The sequence below is a fragment of the Emticicia aquatilis genome (assembly GCF_014644295.1).
Taxonomy (GTDB): domain Bacteria; phylum Bacteroidota; class Bacteroidia; order Cytophagales; family Spirosomataceae; genus Emticicia; species Emticicia aquatilis.
The window spans coordinates 446,741-464,295 of record NZ_BMKK01000006.1; the positions used below are offsets into that span (position 1 = coordinate 446,741).

The 17,555-nt window shown below is 38.0% G+C and carries 12 protein-coding genes; 5 read left to right on the forward strand and 7 right to left on the reverse strand.

The genetic code is table 11. The features are described from left to right. Positions 1-50: 50 nt before the first annotated feature. Both IEX65_RS16925 and IEX65_RS16930 read right to left on the reverse strand, forming a co-directional pair. The gene (locus tag IEX65_RS16925; RefSeq protein ID WP_188767544.1) at positions 51-776 is read right to left on the reverse strand and encodes a YebC/PmpR family DNA-binding transcriptional regulator; all 726 of its coding nucleotides are present in this window, start codon (positions 774-776) and stop codon (positions 51-53) included. A 305-nt stretch (positions 777-1,081) separates the two neighbouring features. Further along, positions 1,082-1,768 carry a hypothetical protein gene (locus tag IEX65_RS16930; protein ID WP_188767546.1) on the reverse strand — a complete coding sequence of 229 codons (687 nt, stop codon included), beginning with the start codon at positions 1,766-1,768 and terminating at the stop codon, positions 1,082-1,084. Positions 1,769-1,929: 161 nt separating this feature from the next. On the opposite strand from IEX65_RS16930, the gene dinB reads away from it, so the two are divergent. Continuing rightward, complete coding sequence (gene dinB / locus IEX65_RS16935; protein WP_229250731.1) at positions 1,930-2,970, forward strand: DNA polymerase IV; 1,041 nt, start codon at positions 1,930-1,932, stop codon at positions 2,968-2,970. Positions 2,971-3,042: 72 nt separating this feature from the next. After that, positions 3,043-6,072, forward strand: coding sequence for an aminotransferase class III-fold pyridoxal phosphate-dependent enzyme (locus IEX65_RS16940; protein WP_188767551.1), 3,030 nt, complete (start codon positions 3,043-3,045; stop codon positions 6,070-6,072). 48 nt (positions 6,073-6,120) lie between these two features. Here IEX65_RS16940 and IEX65_RS16945 read toward each other — a convergent pair whose 3' ends face one another. Then, positions 6,121-6,606, reverse strand: a complete 486-nt coding sequence (locus tag IEX65_RS16945; RefSeq protein ID WP_188767552.1) for a hypothetical protein — start codon at positions 6,604-6,606, stop codon at positions 6,121-6,123. 87 nt (positions 6,607-6,693) lie between these two features. Here IEX65_RS16945 and IEX65_RS16950 point away from each other — a divergent pair, with 87 nt between their 5' ends. Continuing rightward, entirely contained in the window at positions 6,694-8,523 is a 1,830-nt protein-coding gene (locus tag IEX65_RS16950; RefSeq protein ID WP_188767553.1) for a sensor histidine kinase, read from the forward strand. 78 nt (positions 8,524-8,601) lie between these two features. Beyond that, positions 8,602-9,273, forward strand: a complete 672-nt coding sequence (locus IEX65_RS16955) for a response regulator (protein WP_188767555.1) — start codon at positions 8,602-8,604, stop codon at positions 9,271-9,273. An 88-nt stretch (positions 9,274-9,361) separates the two neighbouring features. On the opposite strand, the gene secDF is transcribed toward IEX65_RS16955, so the two are convergent. From secDF to IEX65_RS16975, 4 genes are all read right to left on the reverse strand, one after another. Next, positions 9,362-12,373 (reverse strand): protein translocase subunit SecDF, encoded by a 3,012-nt coding sequence (secDF, locus tag IEX65_RS16960; protein ID WP_188767557.1) that lies wholly within the window; start codon positions 12,371-12,373, stop codon positions 9,362-9,364. 121 nt (positions 12,374-12,494) lie between these two features. Next, positions 12,495-12,857, reverse strand: a complete 363-nt coding sequence (locus tag IEX65_RS16965) for a hypothetical protein (protein ID WP_188767559.1) — start codon at positions 12,855-12,857, stop codon at positions 12,495-12,497. 98 nt (positions 12,858-12,955) lie between these two features. Then, entirely contained in the window at positions 12,956-14,755 is a 1,800-nt protein-coding gene (locus tag IEX65_RS16970) for a hypothetical protein (protein WP_188767561.1), read from the reverse strand. Next, positions 14,745-15,827, reverse strand: a complete 1,083-nt coding sequence (locus IEX65_RS16975) for a hypothetical protein (RefSeq protein WP_188767563.1) — start codon at positions 15,825-15,827, stop codon at positions 14,745-14,747. Before IEX65_RS16975 ends, IEX65_RS16970 begins: the two co-directional genes overlap by 11 nt. Positions 15,828-16,146: 319 nt before the next feature. Between IEX65_RS16975 and lpdA the strand changes: the two genes are divergently transcribed. Continuing rightward, positions 16,147-17,538 (forward strand): dihydrolipoyl dehydrogenase, encoded by a 1,392-nt coding sequence (lpdA, locus tag IEX65_RS16980; protein WP_188767565.1) that lies wholly within the window; start codon positions 16,147-16,149, stop codon positions 17,536-17,538. The last annotated feature ends 17 nt before the right edge of the window (positions 17,539-17,555 follow it).

The window sequence follows — 17,555 nt, forward strand, 5'->3', positions numbered from 1 at the left end:
AAAAATAGCCTCCGTAAAAGAGGCTATTTGATAGATTTTTATGCAATGTACTATTCACCCACAACCATGTTATGATAGATGTTTTGTACGTCGTCGTCGTCTTCGAGTTTCTCGATAAGTTTCTCAATATCGGCTGCTTGCTCTTCTGTAAGCACTTTGGTATCGGTCGGAACTCGCTCGAAATCGGCATGTAGCAATTCGTAGCCTTTTTCTTCGAGGTGTTTTTGCAAAGCACCAAAGGCCGTAAATTCGCCATAAATATTGATTTGGTTGGCTTCTTCATCTAAAAATACCTCTTCCGCACCAAAATCAATGAGTTCAAATTCTAATTCTTCAATGTCAGTTTTTCCATCATTCGCAATTTTGAAAACCGATTTACGGTCGAAGATAAAATCCAACATTCCAGAAGTTCCGATACTGCCACCACATTTTGTAAAATAACTACGAATATTGGCAATGGAGCGGTTAGTATTATCGGTCGTACACTCTACCAAAATTGCTACACCGTGTTGGCCGTAGCCTTCATACACCATTTCTTTATAATCTTCTTGGTCTTTTGAAGAAGCACGTTTGATGGCATTTTCAACGTTTGCTTTTGGCATGTTGGCTGCCTTGGCATTTTGAATAATCGCACGCAAACGAGAGTTACTGTTTGGGTCTGGCCCTGCTGATTTTACTGCAATCGCAATATCTTTACCAATTCTTGTAAAAGTTTTTGCCATCTGCCCCCAACGTTTCATCTTGCGGGCTTTTCTAAATTCAAACGCTCTTCCCATTATTTATGAAAATTCTAATATTTTGTATGTCTTAATTTTGCTGCGAAATTATGAAATTTTACGCAAAAACGCACAAATATATTTTTAGTCGACAGTCTTTAGTTAGCAGTTTTCTTTGATAAATAATGCTCTTAACCATTTATAAATCCTAAAAGGATGAAATGATTATAAAAAAAATAAGTAGTCGACATTATTAATCCCGAAGGGATGATATAATTTTAACGTTGGTGTATGTTGGCAAGGTTAAACCTACATTAGCGTCGGGTTTGCAAACCCGACGCTATGGAAATATGAATATCTACAATTTATTTGGTTCGATAAGGTAAATTTTTAGCTACTTGATTGAGTAAACTCGTAGAAAGCTGGTGTGGCGTATCCATTCTGTTATTGGGTTGGTTAGAAAGAGCCGTTGACCAAACTAATTCGCCACTTGCGGCATCAAAAAGCTTTACATCAGTTTCTACACCATCGTTGAACCTTGTATTGTTCATCATTACGGGCGAAATAGACATCGATCGGTCAGTTGGGCGACTGATTTTAACAACCAATTCGCCAAAAATAACGGCATCAACATCTAAAAGTTTCGCCAAATCAGCTTTATTCTGAAACTTTACATCTTCTAAGCGAATACCGTTTTCTGCTAAAACTTTGTTGGTGCGAGTAAAGTCTTGGAACGCAATTTCGTATCGACCTTTTTCTACTTGTTTCGCAACATTCATAAAAAACTCTTTTTGTGCATCAAGACTTGCTTCTCGCTCTTGTTTGCTGAAAGGGCGTCTTACTTGTTGAACTGGAATTCCTTTTTTCTCTTTTGAATAATCAAGTGGATTCTGAAACTGAACCCCAAAAGGTAAAATGGCGACTTTTTTATGCGTATTTTTGATGGTAGAGAAGTTTTCGGCAACGAAATCTTTTGACGAAGCACAGCCAGTCAAAATCAAGGCGATAATTCCGAAAGCAAAAATGCTTTTATTTATGCTGAACGTTTTCATTTTTAAAATTGGTTTTATGGTGGAAGGAAGGCTTCGCTTTAAGCGAAGCCTTCCTTAGAAAGATACTTTGTTTATTATTAATGAAATTTATGTTCTAAAAGTTGTATTGAAAAATAAATAATTGAAGCCAGCCCTTGCAGCGAAAAATCATACATATTGATATGGACGCATTTTTTGCGTCAGTTGAGCAGCGTGATTTTGTAGAATTGCGTGGAAAACCCGTGGCCGTAGGTGGAAGTAGTGAGCGTGGTGTGGTAGCGGCGGCCAGCTACGAAGCCAGAAAGTTTGGTGTTCGTTCGGCCATGTCTTCACGGATTGCGAAGCAAAAATGCCCGAATCTGATTTTCGTAAAACCTCGTTTTGAAGTTTATAAACAAGTTTCGAGAGAAATCCGTGAGATTTTTCTGGAATACACGCCTTTGGTTGAGCCGCTTTCGCTCGATGAGGCTTATTTGGATGTAACCGAAAATTTGAAGGGAATTTCGACCGCCACCGAAATTGCCCAAGAAATAAAAGTCAGAATCAAAGAAAAAACCACCCTTACGGCTTCGGCGGGAGTTTCGGTTAATAAATTTTTGGCAAAAATCGCCTCCGATTACCGCAAACCAGATGGACTTTTTGTAATAAAACCTTCGCAAGCCGAGGCTTTTGTAGAAACGCTTGAAATTAGTAAATTTCATGGAATTGGTAGAGTTACGGCCGAAAAAATGCACAAAATGGGCATTTTCACTGGAAAAGATTTACGAACAAAAAGTTTAGAGTTTTTGGTCAATAATTTCGGAAAAGTTGGGCGGTATTATTTTGATATTGCTCGTGGAGTTGATAATCGAGCGGTAAACCCCGATAGTATCAGAAAATCGGTAGGAGTAGAAAACACTTTCGACCGAGATTTGACCGAACCCGATGACCTTTACCTCGAACTCGATGATATTATCAAACAACTTTGGCGAAGAATGCAGCGAGCCAATGCTTTCGGAAAAAGTATTACCCTAAAAATAAAATTTGCCGATTTTGAGAGCATTACTCGCAGTCGCACTACGCAAATTGCGGTTTTTGAAAAAGATTTTTTGGCGAAAATCGCTTACGAAATGCTCAATAATCTACTTCCGATGCCCAAGGGTGTGCGTTTGATGGGCGTATCTTTCTCAAATCTTGAATTTGCTGATGAAATGATTGGGCGTCAGCTTACGCTAAGTTTCTGATTCTTTGCTCAAAATCTTCGAGTTTTAAATCTAAACCATTTAATTTGTGCGGTTAAAACTCTAATCTATCCAATGACCGAATCAACTTATCAACAACTACAAATATCAACCTCACTTGCCGAACAAATTGCTTTTGAGTTTTTCAATATTAAAGGAATTGTAAGCCCTTTGGCGGGTGAAATTGACTTTAATTTTAAAATCACCAGTTCGGAGAAATCGTATATTCTAAAAGTAAGTCGCCCCGATGCGGCTCTCGAATACCTGACTTTTCAAGACGAATTACTGAAACACCTCGAAAAAAAATCACCCAATTTTAAGTATCCAAAATCTTTTAGAAATACTGATAATCAAGGCATTTTCGACTATATTGATGCTCACGGGAATAACAGAAAAGTACGACTTTTGGAATGGATTGATGGACATTTATATTCGGCTGTAAACCCAAAAAGTGAAAGTCTGAGGTTTTCGCTTGGCCAAAAATGCGGACAAATAACCAACGCACTTTTAGACTTTAATCATGCGTTGGCACATCGAACTTTCGACTGGAATTTGGCTGATGCTCTCTGGGTAGAACAATATGTTGGGCTATTTTCAGAAAAAGAACTCGAAATCATCAGTTTTTTCATTGAGAAATTCAAAGCTATTCAGCCACAGTATCAAAAACTCAGAAAAAGTACGATTCATAACGATGCCAATGATAATAACATCATCGTTTCGCATCAATTACAAAATCCAAGCGTTGAGGCTATTATCGACTACGGTGATAGCGTTTATTCGCAGATTATCAATGATTTATCGGTCGTTTTGGCTTACGGAATCATGGATTTTGAGCAACCTCTGGAAGCCGCAAAAGCAATCATCTCGGGTTATCATCAGCAATTCCCGCTTTTAGACGAAGAATTGCAGGTGCTTTACACCACAACTGCCATGCGGTTGGTGATTAGTGTCACGAAATCGGCCATTAATAAAAAGAAAGAACCCGAAAATGACTATTTGCTCATCAGCGAAAAATCTGCTTGGCGGCTTTTAGAGCAGTGGAAAAATATTTCGGAAAGTTACGCCTATTACACTTTCAGAAGTGCTTGTGGAATGACTCCTTGCAGCACCTACGAAACGTTTGTTAATTATGCTCAAAACTCCAATTGGACAATTGAAGATTTGATTCCCGAAAGCAAAAACAAAATCATCACCCCGCTTGATTTATCCATAGCTTCGACCTTTATTGGCAACTTCAGTAATTACATCAATTCGGTGGCACTCGATGATAAAATCAGTCGAAAAGTGAGGGAAGAAAACGTGCTTTTGGTGGGCGGTTATGGCGAAGCACGGCCGATTTACACAACCGATGCTTTCAAGATAAAAACCAACGAAGGCTACGAGCATCGCACGATTCATATCGGTGTTGATTTTTGGACGTTAGCTCATACGGCCGTACATGCTTTGGAAGATGGTGAAGTTTTTAGCTGCCACAATAATGACCACCCAAAAGATTACGGCCCAACACTTATTCTGAGACATCAACTCAACGATTTGGTGTTTTATACGCTTTATGGGCATCTGACAAAAGAAAGTTTAGCTGATAAATTTATAGGAAAAGCCATCAAAAAAGGCGAAAAAATAGCCCAAATTGGCGTTGAAGCCGAGAATGGAGCGTGGTCACCGCATTTACATTTTCAGATAATTTTAGATATGTTGGGGCATGAAAATGACTTTATTGGCGTTTCGAGTCCGAGTAATTGGCCGATTTTTTCGAGTATTTGTCCTGACCCGAATCTTCTTTTCAAAACGCCATTACTTAATTCAAAAAAACGCATCGACCAGCTCGACCAAATCAATTATCGAAAACAGCATTTGGGTAAAAGTCTGAGTTTATCTTATGACAAACCGCTGAAAATTGTCAGAGGCGAAATGCAATATTTAATTGATGAATTTGGACAAAAATACCTCGATACTGTCAATAACGTAGCTCATGCGGGTCACGAACATCCAAAAGTTGTAGAGGCTGGGCAGCAACAAATGGCGGTTTTGAATACCAATACTCGTTATCTAAATGATGAAATACTGGCGTTTGCCGAAGAATTACTCGCTACTTTTCCCGAAGAATTATCGGTGCTGCATTTTGTAAATTCGGGTAGCGAAGCCAACGAACTGGCTCTCCGTATGGCCAAAGCCATGACTGGCGAAAAAGACATAATTGCCTTAGAAATTGGCTATCACGGAAACACGCAGGGGTGCATAGACATCAGTTCGTATAAATTTGATGGAAAAGGCGGTAAAGGTTGCCCCGAAAATACGCATATCGTACCGCTGCCCGATGCTTTCCGAGGAATCTATCAAGGCGAAAACACGGGAGAAAAATACACCAAACACGTCGAAGAGGCGATTCTGAAAGTACAATCAAAAAATAGAAATGTAGCGGCTTTTATTGCCGAGAGCATCGTGAGTTGTGGTGGTCAAATTGATTTGCCCGAAGGCTATCTAAAAGAGGCTTACCGCTACGTACGTGAGGCGGGCGGCGTTTGTATTGCCGATGAGGTTCAAGTTGGTTTTGGGCGAGTTGGCAAAGCCTTTTGGGGCTTTCAGTTGCAAGGTGTAGTGCCTGACATCGTTACGATGGGAAAACCAATCGGCAACGGACACCCACTGGCGGCTGTTGTCTGCACAAGAGCGGTGGCCGATGCTTTTGCCAATGGCATGGAATATTTCAATACTTTTGGCGGAAATCCTGTTTCGTGTGCTATCGGGCGACAAGTTTTGCAGGTAATCAAAGAAGACAAACTCCAAGAAAATGCCTTAGAAGTTGGCGAATACCTAAAAAAGCAGCTTAAAAACCTACAACAAAGCTATCCGATTATAGCAGATGTGAGAGGCGAAGGTTTGTTTTTGGGAATAGAATTGGTGGATGAAAACAAAACGCCATTACCCGATGAAACCAATTATTTGGCCAACCGCATGAAAGATTTTAAGATTCTGATGAGTGTAGATGGCCCGCAGCACAATGTACTTAAAATTAAGCCACCCATGTGTTTTTCAAAAGCCAATGCCGATTACATGCTGGAGGTTTTGACACAGGTTTTGAACGAGAGTTTTATGGAATTTTAAGCAAAACCAGCAATGTCATTTAATATTGACATTGCTGGTTTTATTTCATTAACGACTAAAATTATAACCAAATGTGTAAGTTTTGCCATTTTCTACATAAGTTTCAATAACTTTTAGCGAGGTAGAAGTCAGCTCATTTATTTGCCAAATCGAATCATCGCTTGAATTAGAACTTGTCTTAATTCTAATTACACTCTCACTTGTTTCAAATGCCCAAGTGCCTTGCGAGTATATTTGCGGGTCGGATGGGTCGCATTTAGAGGCACCCTCATCGTGAGTAAATTTATTGGCAGAAGTAAACGTATAAATATCATCTTGCCAGCATTTGGGGGCTTTAGTAAAATAATCACCGTTGATTGGTTTTCCATCGCCAAAAATATCATAAGCAGGAGTAACCGTCCCAGCCACCCATTTCCAAGGACTACTTGTAAGCATTTCAGTACGGGTTGGAGGAGTAGGTTCTGTGGCTTTCTTACAAGCAGCAGCAAAAAGCAGTATCGAGAAAGTTACATAAAGGGTAATTTGTTTTTTCATGGTTTTACGAATTTTGATTAATGCAACAAAATTCATAAATTCACCATTCGACTTCAATACGACAAATAACGTATTTTGTCCTTTTCCATGAAAATAACTGTTGTACTCTGTATTTTATATTTACTCGGTTGCCAATTCGTTTCAGCCCAAAAAGAGCAAAAAAACTCAGTTTGGTATCTAAAAGATGCTCGTTCAAACTTTACGATTGATAGCCTCTTAAAGAAAAACAAAGATTTTAGTTTTCTTCCAAAAGTTGAGCATAGTTTCGGGCACGATAATGTGCCTTTTTGGTTTAAGGTTGCTATAAAAAATGAAGATTCGGTTGCCCAAAAGAAACTACTCGAAGTTGACTATGCGTATTTAGATGAAGTAAATCTTTTTTTGCTTAAAAATGACCAAATAATCTACGAATCAGATACCCTTGGCTGGGCATTTCCTTATCATAAACGTATCTTCAAACACTATAATCCTGTTTTTCCTATCAGTATTGAAGCCAAAAGTACTCAAATAGTCTATTTACGTATTTATCGACATTCCCTTTCAATGATTGCTCCGATAAAAGTTTGGAACGAAGCAGATTTTTATGAAAACGAAATTAAACGTAAGTTCTTTTGGGGTGGTTTTGGAGGAATCTTAGCTTTTGCAACATTACTTGGTTTAATACTTTTCGCTGCTTTACATCAAAAAACATATCTTTTTTATTCCCTCTATGTACTGATGTCGTTGCTTTATATCTTTTTAAACAAAGGCTTGTTTTTGGAGTATTATCAAAATGGTTTTTGGGGTATCTACGGTAAAAACGTTAGGCAGTTATTTCTGAACCTACAAGTGCTTTTTATTTTGTTTTTTATTAGGTCTTACCTATACGGCAATTACAAATTCCCACCCTTGATACTTGTTGGTTTTAGGTTTTGCATTTTTCTGAATCTCATTGCGATACCCATGCTATGGTATGAAAAATACGCTGGTGAACATAATATTTTCATCCCAACATCAGCAAGAGTGTTATTTCCGATTGCTTTTTTGTTGCCAATTATTTTTAGTTTTTTCTTAGTTTTTTATAATTTATACAAAAAAATAGAAGTTTTAGGAAGCCAAATCTATCTCATTGGTATTACACCATTGGTTGTTTTGTCAACTTTTTCGATTCCTCGCAACTACGGACTTTTCCCCAATCACTGGCTTCTCGAAACCGAAGGAATCATGTTATTTTACCTTTTTGAAATCGTGGTTCTGTCGATAGGTTTGGGAATACGCTATAAAAAACTTCGAGACGAAAAAGAATACCAACAAAAACTCGTTTATGAAGGCCAACTAAAATTGCTTCAAGAAAGAGCTAATATTTCCCGTGACCTACACGATAACGTGGGTTCTCAGCTCTCGGTCATTTCATCAAGTTTAGATAACATCGGTTTTTTAGCCGAAAAACAAAAACTAACTTCCGAAAAAGTAGAAAGCGTCAATGAGTTTGTGCGTGAAGCGATTCAAAGTTTGAGAGATACTATTTGGGCAACTAATCAAGAAACTTTTTCATTGGCTGAGTTTCGGGCGAGAGTGCAGCAATATATTCATAAATATTATCAGTCTGAAACTTGTCAAATCATAGTAAGTTTCGATGAAACCGAAAAAACACTGAATTCTACAAAAACGCTTAACCTTTTTCGAATCATTCAAGAAGCCCTCAATAATGCCGTAAAATATGCCAACTCGACACTAATCTCGGTAAACTTAGAGATATTCAAAGAGCAAATTTGCTTAGAAATCGTTGATAACGGAAAGGGCTTTGATGTAGAAAAAACTAAAGAAGACCCGCATTATGGTTTGCTAAATATGCAAAAAAGAGTGAATGAGATTGGTGGAGAATTAACTATAAAATCAAAAATTGGGGAAGGAACAAAAATCGAAGTGATTCTCTAAATACGATAAATGACGTATTGAATTTTGTTCATTGATTGTTGAGTTTTGTAAAATCAAAACACCACTAAATTAGAATAAATGCCAATCAGAATAGCCATCATAGACGATAACATCAATTTATTGCGAAGTATTTCTCAGAATCTTTCAAATTTTGAAGAAGTTACGCTCGTCTTTAAGGCTATGAATGGGCGTGACGCCGTTTCGCTTACCGAAACCGAACAACCCGAAGTGATTTTGATGGATATAGAAATGCCAGATATGGACGGCATTGAAGCCACTCGGCTCATAAAAGCGAAGTTTCCGAACATAAAAATAATCATGGTGACGGTTTTTGACCGTGATGATAAAATTTTTGAAGCCATTAAAGCAGGAGCATCAGGCTATTTGATGAAAGATGAAAAACCGTCAAGAATTATAGCGGCCATCGAAGAAGCAGTTGAGGGTGGAGCTCCAATGTCGCCCACAATTGCCCTAAAAACTCTCCAGATACTACGTCAGCAAGTAGTGGTTGGCGAAAAAACTATCCAAAACCTTGATTCGGTTGCTTCTCCCGAATCGTTTAATTTATCAAAACGAGAGTTTGAAATCTTAGAGAAAATTGCAGAAGGTATTACTTATCAACAAATTGGCGATAAGTTGTTTATAAGTGCCAAAACCGTGAGAAAACACATCGAACATATCTACGAAAAACTGCAAGTTCATACAAAATTTGAAGCCATAAAACTCGGGCGGCAAAATCATTGGTTTTAAACAAAAAAGCCTCTCACAATTAAGTAAGAGGCTTTTTTGTTTTTTCATAGCGTAGGGTTTGCAAACCCTACGCTATGAAAAAAAGATATTAGGCTTTTTTACCACCTTTCTTAACTTCTTCCGTTGCTACAACTGGAACTGCTGCCAATTTCGCATCTTCTCTTTTCATATCACGTTGCATTCCATCAACAACGATTGGAGTTGCTACGAATAATGATGAGTAAGTACCCACGATTACCCCTACGAACATCGCAAATACGAAACCACGGATAGTTTCACCACCGAAAATCAATAATACTAAGAGTACTACCAATGTAGAGAAACCAGTCACGGCCGTACGGCTCAATGTGCTGTTCAAGGCATTGTTGATAACCGTTGGAATATCTTCTTTTACGCCACGTTTTTCGGTCAAGTATTCACGCACACGGTCAAATACAACGACCGTATCGTTCATTGAATAACCCATGATTGTCAGTACCGCACCTACAAAAGCTTGGTCAACATCAAGTGAGAATGGTAACCATCCACGGAAGATTGAGAAAATACCGAGGATAATAGCCACGTCGTGGAATAAGGCAACCAATGCACCATAACCAAACGCTAATCGACGGAAACGAACATAGATATAAACGAATACTAATACAATTGAGAGTAAAACCGCTTTGAAAGCACCGCCAATGGCATCATTTGCAATCGTTGGACCAACTTTCGATGAGCTTGTTACTTTACCTTTATTGCCGTTTACGTTAGCTAAAGCAGCATTAACACTCGTTTCGATTTGTTTTTCAACTTCTGGATTTGTGTTTTCGATTTTGTAAGGAGTTGTGATTTTTACTTGGTCGAAACCTCCAAAAGTTTTTACCTCAGTTGCTTGTCCTTCAAAAGTTGCTTTCAAAGCATTGTCGATTTCTTCTGTGTTTACAGTCTTCTCGAATTTCGCTACATACGTACGACCACCTAAGAAGTCAACCCCCAAACCAAATCCTTTGAAGAAGATAGAAACGATACCCGCAATGATAATCGCACTTGAAATTGTGTAGTACAATTTACGTTTCGATACAAAATCAAAGTTTGAATCTTTGAATAATTTTTCTGTCCATTTAGTGAAGAAAGAAACAGTTTTTCCTTTGCTGATATAGTATTCGAAGAATAATCTTGAAACAAAAATCGCCGAGAATAACGAAGTAAAAATACCAATCAAAAGCGTAGTTGCAAAACCAAGAATCAAGCCCGAACCAAAGATGAATAATACCGCACCTGTGATTAAAGTCGTAACGTTTGAGTCAATGATTGATGACATCGCATTTTGGAAACCATCACGCACCGCAACTGGGAATGTTTTACCCAACAATAATTCTTCTTTGATACGCTCGTAAATCAAAACGTTCGCATCGACCGACATACCAACCGATAATACTAAACCTGCGATACCTGGCAATGTAAGTGTTGCACCAAATGATGCCATTACACCTAACAACAAGAATAAGTTAACGATAAGAGCTACATTTGCAATTAAACCAGCTTTGTTGTAGTAAATCATTACGAAAGCCAATACAAACAATACACCAATTACAGAAGAAAGGATACCCGCACGAGCCGCTTCCGAACCTACAGTTGCACCTACGATATCTTCAGAGATTACGTTTGTTGGAGCAGGAAGTTTACCAGCTTTCAATACGTTGGCAAGGTCAAGGGCTTCTTCAACAGTAAAGTTACCACTGATGCTTGAGCGTCCACCACCAATTTCACCGTTTACGTTTGGAGCAGAATAAACGAAGTTATCAAGAATGATAGCAATCGGACGGCCGATATTTGCACCTGTCAACGCTTTCCATTTTCTTGCACCTTCTGCATTCATTTGCATTTCAACTGCTGGCTTGCCTCTTTCGTCAAAATCTTGTGTTGCGTTAGTTACAACATCACCTTCCAACGGAGCTTTACCTAAGTCTTTTACAAAGTACATATCAACGATTTCTTCGTTAACGTTTGTACCGTTTGCACGAGGCTTAACATCATATACTGCACTTGCATTGGCAGGGAAAAGTGTCTGAACATCAGGGCGACGCATGATTTGGTTCACACGTGAAGTATCTTTTACACGTACAGCCACACCGTAGCCAGTTCCGATAAATAAGTTACTGAATGCGTTTGTTTGGCGTTGTGCCAAAGCTGCCGAATCTTTCTTTGAAGTATCCGTTTTGCTTCCACCAGCCAATTTAGCTGCTAAGCTGTTTTTTGAAGTATCGTTAGATGCAGTTGCTGAATTATCACTTTTTCCTGCAATTTTGCTTAAATTTGACTTATCTGCTGCTTTAGCCTCAGCATCCATTTGTAATAAAATAGCCGCCAAACCATCAAATGCTGGAGCGATTTCTTGCATTGTATAAACTTCGCAGAACTCCAATTTCGCAGCACCAGAAAGTAATTTACGCACACGTTGTGGATTGTCAACACCTGGTAATTCAACTTGGATACGGTTAGTACCCGACAAACGTTGTAAGTTAGGGTTAGCAACACCAAATTTATCAACACGAGTTTGGATAATACGGAACGCACGGTCGAAAGCACCATCAACTTCTTTTTTGATGTAGCTAACAACTTGACTATCTGAAGACTCTAAGCTCAATACACCACGGTTAGAGCTATTTGAGAAAATGCTCGCCAATTTTGTATCTGGAGCAACTTTTTTGAACTCTTCAGCAAACAAATCAACAAAGTTTGTGCTGCTTGTTGCTGCTCTTTCTTGTGCTTTCGAGATAGCCGCAGCTACTTTAGGGTCACGTGAGCCAGCCAATGCACGAACGATTTCGGTAGGAGAAACCTCCAAAATTACACTCATACCACCTTGAAGGTCAAGACCTAAGCCTAATTCTTGTTTCATTAGGTCTTCGGTAGTAGTCATTCCTAAGAAAACAGGTTGTTTCCAAAGTGAATCCAAGTAGCGTTGTTTTTTTGTATAATCTACTTTGCCAGATTTATCTGTTGCATACGCTTCTGCGTCTTTTCTAATATCGTTGGCTTTCCAAGTACGGGCCAAGAAATAAATACTAATTGCTAAAAAAGCCACCAATAGAGCGACTACACCACCTTTGTTTCTCATTTTAGGGAAATGTTTGTAATAATAAAATTTAATAGAAAATAATACATGGAATCATGAGTGAGTCATGATTTTGACAGAAAAATTAAGAAAGAAAAAAGCGTTTTCTCTCGAAGCGAAAGGTTTATGGGGCGTTGGGAGCAATAAAATGCTCGTAGAGATTCTCGAAATAAGAAAGTATGAAAATAGGCTTGGTGAAAACTTTAGCCTTTTTTTCGATATTCAGATAAATAACTTGCGGAGTAGGTAAAATGAGGGCGTCGTGGTTGAAGTCGAACGCATGGCTGGGTACAACCACCTCCAACGACAACTCGCTAACAACTGTTTGGTTTTCAGATTGTTGCTTTTTGTCAGACTTCTCTTGCTTTGGTTTATTGGGCTTATCATGTTTTTGTTGGGGTAGCTGCTTGCCGAAAACGCTAGTCAGCATCACCATCGTGAACATCAAAAGTCCAAAAGCACGTGATATGTAGGAGTAATTTTTCATTTTAGGAACGCAAAGCTACAAGAATTTCTCGAAATAAGTCAAATCTTATGCCAAAAATTCAAATTAGGACAATGTTTCAAATTGTCATACTTCGATTTTCATAGCTCTTTTTTATCAAATCCCTTTAATATGGCATTTCCATCAAAAGCTTTTTTACCATTATTCTCTCCAAAAACCTCAAAGAACGACTTTGTATAAATATGAATAGCAGTCTTTAAAATATCAATTTTTTCAACCATTTCAATGTTTGGTAAGCCAAATTCCTTTTTAATGCCATCAACAAAAATTGCAATAACATCACCTCTTCTGTAAGCTGTTTTAATACCTGTTTGGAAGTCATATCTAAATGAAATTCCTGCATAACTACCTTGAACAGCATCTAAAACATCGCCTGATGCCGCTGCTAATTCCATAATTTGATTGCCAAGAATGGTGCGTTCAGGATAAGGATATGTAATTCCTGCCCGTCTTTGGGCTTTTTCGTAATTCCTTCTTCCCTTAACAATCAATTCATCCAGTAGCTTGCCATCAATAAAGGGCATTTCGATTCCTGAATTGCTAATATCTGAATTTTTCAGAGCTATATCATTCTGAAAAGGTGGAATTGGTCTTGGCAACCAATGTACGTTAATTAGTTTATTGTCAAAAGTTTGAATTTTTAATTCCAAAATCCCCTCATCTTCAATATTTGTAATGGTAAAATGCCCCAAAGAGTCGGTTTTCAAAGTACGAATCCCAAAGGTTTTTGAGTTTCCTATTACCACCAAGTCTGTTTTTCTTAGCAAAATCTTATTTTCATCAAGAGCTACACCTGTTCTTGCTAAACTCATTTCTTTATTACAAGATGTTTTGATATCAAAACTCTTGGCAGTTCGTAAAACCAAGTAATTATTCAAATCACTTTTTGTTAAAATTGATGGCGAAACTTTCTGATTCAAATAAAAATCTAAATCAAAAAAGTGTTTTTCAGCATCAAAATTTAAAGTTTCAGTATCAAAATTCGCAAAAAGTCTTTCGGCCAGTCGTTGATTTTGGTCATTAAAAACCTCAAAAGTCAAAAGAGTTTTTGGCAAAAGTTTTATTGGGAAATTAATGGTATTGACCACATTTTTTTTGAAAAAACGAGAATCAAAAATGCGGTCGCCTAACCGAATCACCAGCAAAAGACTGTCGGCATTAGTTTGACTACTATAAATTTTGGTTATAATCAAAGAGTCTTTTTGAAAAACATTCATCGTAGTTCCGAAACTTTTCACTTCGGGCAAGGCAAAATATCGTACATCGTTTTCGGCAAAATTTAACAAAATTCGGTAATTACGATTTTGCATCGGCACAAAGGGGATTTCAGCTAACCCTGCCTTATTTGTTTCAAAATCTGCTATTTTGTTATTCGCCTCATCAATCAATTTTCCTTTTTGGTGCATTTTTTCGGTGCTGACAATAACCTTTGCAGGCAATTTATCTACCAACATACCACTCTCTACGCCGATTTCGATTTTTGGATATTCTTCAGGCAAAGCGTTTTTTGTGCTAACAACTTTGATGCTTTTATGAAAAATAGCTTTGCTTCCAAAAGCAGCCAAGTAGTTCGTGTACGCCCGCAATGTGAATGTGCCGCTGTCGGCAGGGAGGACAAAAAAACTTTCTACGTTTTCGTCGTTTTTCAAAACTTTTTCGGCAAATAGGCTGTGGTCGGGCGAAATGAGTTCAACATAAATCACTTTGCTCGGTATGGTATCGGAAACGATTTTTACCGAAAAAAATACGGTGTCTTTTGGAGAAAAAACATCATTTTGAACTCGCAAAAATAGTTTTTCGTCAGGGAAAAAGGTTTGTGCTTGGGCAGAAATTGCCAAGAAAAAGTAGAAAAAAATGAAGTTTTTTATATTAGAGTTCATATAGTCTAAAATAATCAAGGTCAAATTCTGCGTTTTCTTCATCACCAGCAATGGCAAATATTAGTTGATTAGCTTGGTCGGCAGACCAAACATCTGTATAAAATAGATGTTTGTCGTTCAGATATACACTCCAGAAATCCCCTTTTCTTACTAACCTTATGGTATTAAAATCATTATTGATGGTGTAATTACTAAAACGGAAATAGAAAAAAGATGAGAGAACTCTGTAAGAAATAGGATTAAAAGTATGCGAAAAGATAGCATAATTTTGATAGATATTCGGAGAATACAAGTATTTGAAGGTTCCAGATTTGAGTCGATAACGGAATTCTATTTCATAATTGTTTGATTTCATGAAATCATTCCTCTTTGCTGGCAATACACTGGCCATTTCCATTATTTTGTCTGGCACTAAACTAAAACCATCGCCTTTGGGCAATTTGACATTTAAAATACCTTTTTCTGGTATTTTGAATTGTGTATTTGGGAATTGGTCTAAATAAGTGCTTAATTCTTTTGATTCGTCAAAATCTTGTGATGCCACTAACTTTCGAGTAGAACTTGTCAGTGGAAATGGGTCAAATTGTAGATTTGCCCACTCAGGAATAGCTGTATTTTCATCGAATAATTCATCAATATAGTATTTTCGGCGAACACCTAAGTAAAGATGGATACTTTCGACATTACTATTGGCTTCGTAGGTAAGCATCATTGACTTAAACTCACCATTAGGAAGAGTGCGTATATTATGCCCTCTTTTCAAAAACAGATGACCAAATTCATGAAACATTGTAAATTCTCGCTCCGAAGCACTTACATCTTTCCATCTGACAGAGTCAACAACAATTTTATTTTCAGCAGGGTAAGTACGAGCTATTCCACCATTCGCCGAACCAAATTTCAAAACAAATCCCCCAGTTCCTGAAATGGTTATATTTCTGCTTTGGGCTTCTTTTAAAAAAGAATCATAATAGGTTTGTAAATCTGAATCAATAACAGGTTCTATGTACTCTTTTGAGCAACTAAAACAAAGGATACTTAAAATGAAGAATAAGAGTGTGCGATTTTTCATGTCTTGTAAGGAAATAGGTTTACACAAATTTATATAAACAAATGTCAAAAATAAAAACAGTATTCTCACATACAGGTTTAAAAACGGCTAACACAAAGATTGAATAGATATTCGACCGAACGGCTACTTAATTGAAACTTTGTAGAACAATTTTCTAAATTGTTCATACTCCAAATCTAACAATTTGGAAAATTGTTCTACAAAGTTGTTTATCCTCAATACTTTTCTGCCTCATTTCTAACATATTCTGCCCTACCTTTTGAGTATCAGCTATTTTGTCTAATTTTGCACCGAGTTTTCAATTAACAAGAAACATTTTATGGCACAATACGACGTTGTTATACTTGGAAGTGGGCCTGGCGGCTATGTAGCTGCTATTCGTGCATCACAATTAGGCTTGAAAACAGCCATCATCGAAAAAGAAAATTTAGGTGGTATTTGCCTCAACTGGGGTTGTATTCCAACAAAAGCGTTGTTAAAATCGGCTCAAGTATTTGAGTATATCAAGCACGCAAAAGATTATGGTATTGAAGTTGGCGAAGCCAATGCAAATTTTGAAGCAGTTATTAAACGTTCTCGTGGTGTGGCTGAAGGAATGAGCAAAGGCGTAACTTTCTTGATGAAGAAAAATAAAATTGATGTAATCAATGGTTACGGAAAAGTAAAACCGGGCAAAAAAGTAGAAGTTACTGATGCCGAAGGTAAAAAAACTGACGTAGAAGGAAAGCACATCATCATTGCAACAGGTGCAAGAGCAAGACAATTGCCAAACGTGCCGCTTGATGGTGAAAAAGTAATCGAATACCGTAAAGCTATGAGCCTCGAAAAACAACCAGCTTCGATGTTGGTGATGGGTTCGGGTGCCATCGGTGTTGAGTTTGCGTATGTATATGCGAGCATGGGTACGAAAGTAACCATCGTAGAATTTATGCCAAACATCGTTCCAGTAGAAGACGAAGATATTTCTAAGGAATTAGCAAAAATCTACAAGAAAATGGGTATCGAAATCTACACAAGTTCAAGTGTAGAGAAAGTGGATACTTCAGGAAGCGGTTGTGTATCAACTGTTAAGACTCCATCGGGCGAAATCAAAATCGAAACGGATGTTGTTCTTTCAGCAGCGGGTATCGTAGCAAATATTGAAAATATTGGTTTAGAGGATGTAGGTATCGCTACTGACAGAGGCAAAATCTTGGTAAATGGCTTTGCCGAAACGAATATCCCAGGATATTATGCCATTGGTGACGTAACGCCAGGACAAGCATTGGCTCACGTAGCATCGGCTGAAGGTATTATTTGTGTTGAGAAAATTGCGGGTCACCACCCACAACCACTTGACTACAAAAATATCCCAGGTTGTACGTATTGTTCGCCAGAAATCGCTTCAGTAGGTTATACTGAAAAAGCAGCCAAAGAAGCGGGTTACGAAATCAAAGTTGGTAAGTTTCCATTCTCGGCATCGGGTAAGGCAAAAGCTGGTGGTGTGCCAGAAGGTTTCGTAAAAGTTATTTTCGATGCTAAATACGGCGAGTGGTTAGGTTGCCACATGATTGGAAATAACGTAACCGAAATGATTGCCGAGGCCGTTGTAGCTCGTAAACTCGAAACAACAGGTATGGAAATCATCAAGTCGGTTCACCCACACCCAACCATGTCAGAAGCTATCATGGAAGCGGCTGCCGCTGCTTATGGTGAGGTTATTCACTTGTAATGAGTAGTCCACGGTCG

What these genes read in the sequence shown, in the direction of transcription:
- IEX65_RS16925 (WP_188767544.1), bottom strand. Translation starts at nt 776, where the DNA reads ATGGGAAGAGCGTTTGAATTTAGAAAAGCCCGCAAGATGAAACGTTGG.
- IEX65_RS16930 (WP_188767546.1), bottom strand. Translation starts at nt 1,768, where the DNA reads ATGAAAACGTTCAGCATAAATAAAAGCATTTTTGCTTTCGGAATTATC.
- dinB (WP_229250731.1), top strand. Translation starts at nt 1,930, where the DNA reads ATGGACGCATTTTTTGCGTCAGTTGAGCAGCGTGATTTTGTAGAATTG.
- IEX65_RS16940 (WP_188767551.1), top strand. Translation starts at nt 3,043, where the DNA reads ATGACCGAATCAACTTATCAACAACTACAAATATCAACCTCACTTGCC.
- IEX65_RS16945 (WP_188767552.1), bottom strand. Translation starts at nt 6,606, where the DNA reads ATGAAAAAACAAATTACCCTTTATGTAACTTTCTCGATACTGCTTTTT.
- IEX65_RS16950 (WP_188767553.1), top strand. Translation starts at nt 6,694, where the DNA reads ATGAAAATAACTGTTGTACTCTGTATTTTATATTTACTCGGTTGCCAA.
- IEX65_RS16955 (WP_188767555.1), top strand. Translation starts at nt 8,602, where the DNA reads ATGCCAATCAGAATAGCCATCATAGACGATAACATCAATTTATTGCGA.
- secDF (WP_188767557.1), bottom strand. Translation starts at nt 12,373, where the DNA reads ATGAGAAACAAAGGTGGTGTAGTCGCTCTATTGGTGGCTTTTTTAGCA.
- IEX65_RS16965 (WP_188767559.1), bottom strand. Translation starts at nt 12,857, where the DNA reads ATGAAAAATTACTCCTACATATCACGTGCTTTTGGACTTTTGATGTTC.
- IEX65_RS16970 (WP_188767561.1), bottom strand. Translation starts at nt 14,755, where the DNA reads ATGAACTCTAATATAAAAAACTTCATTTTTTTCTACTTTTTCTTGGCA.
- IEX65_RS16975 (WP_188767563.1), bottom strand. Translation starts at nt 15,827, where the DNA reads ATGAAAAATCGCACACTCTTATTCTTCATTTTAAGTATCCTTTGTTTT.
- lpdA (WP_188767565.1), top strand. Translation starts at nt 16,147, where the DNA reads ATGGCACAATACGACGTTGTTATACTTGGAAGTGGGCCTGGCGGCTAT.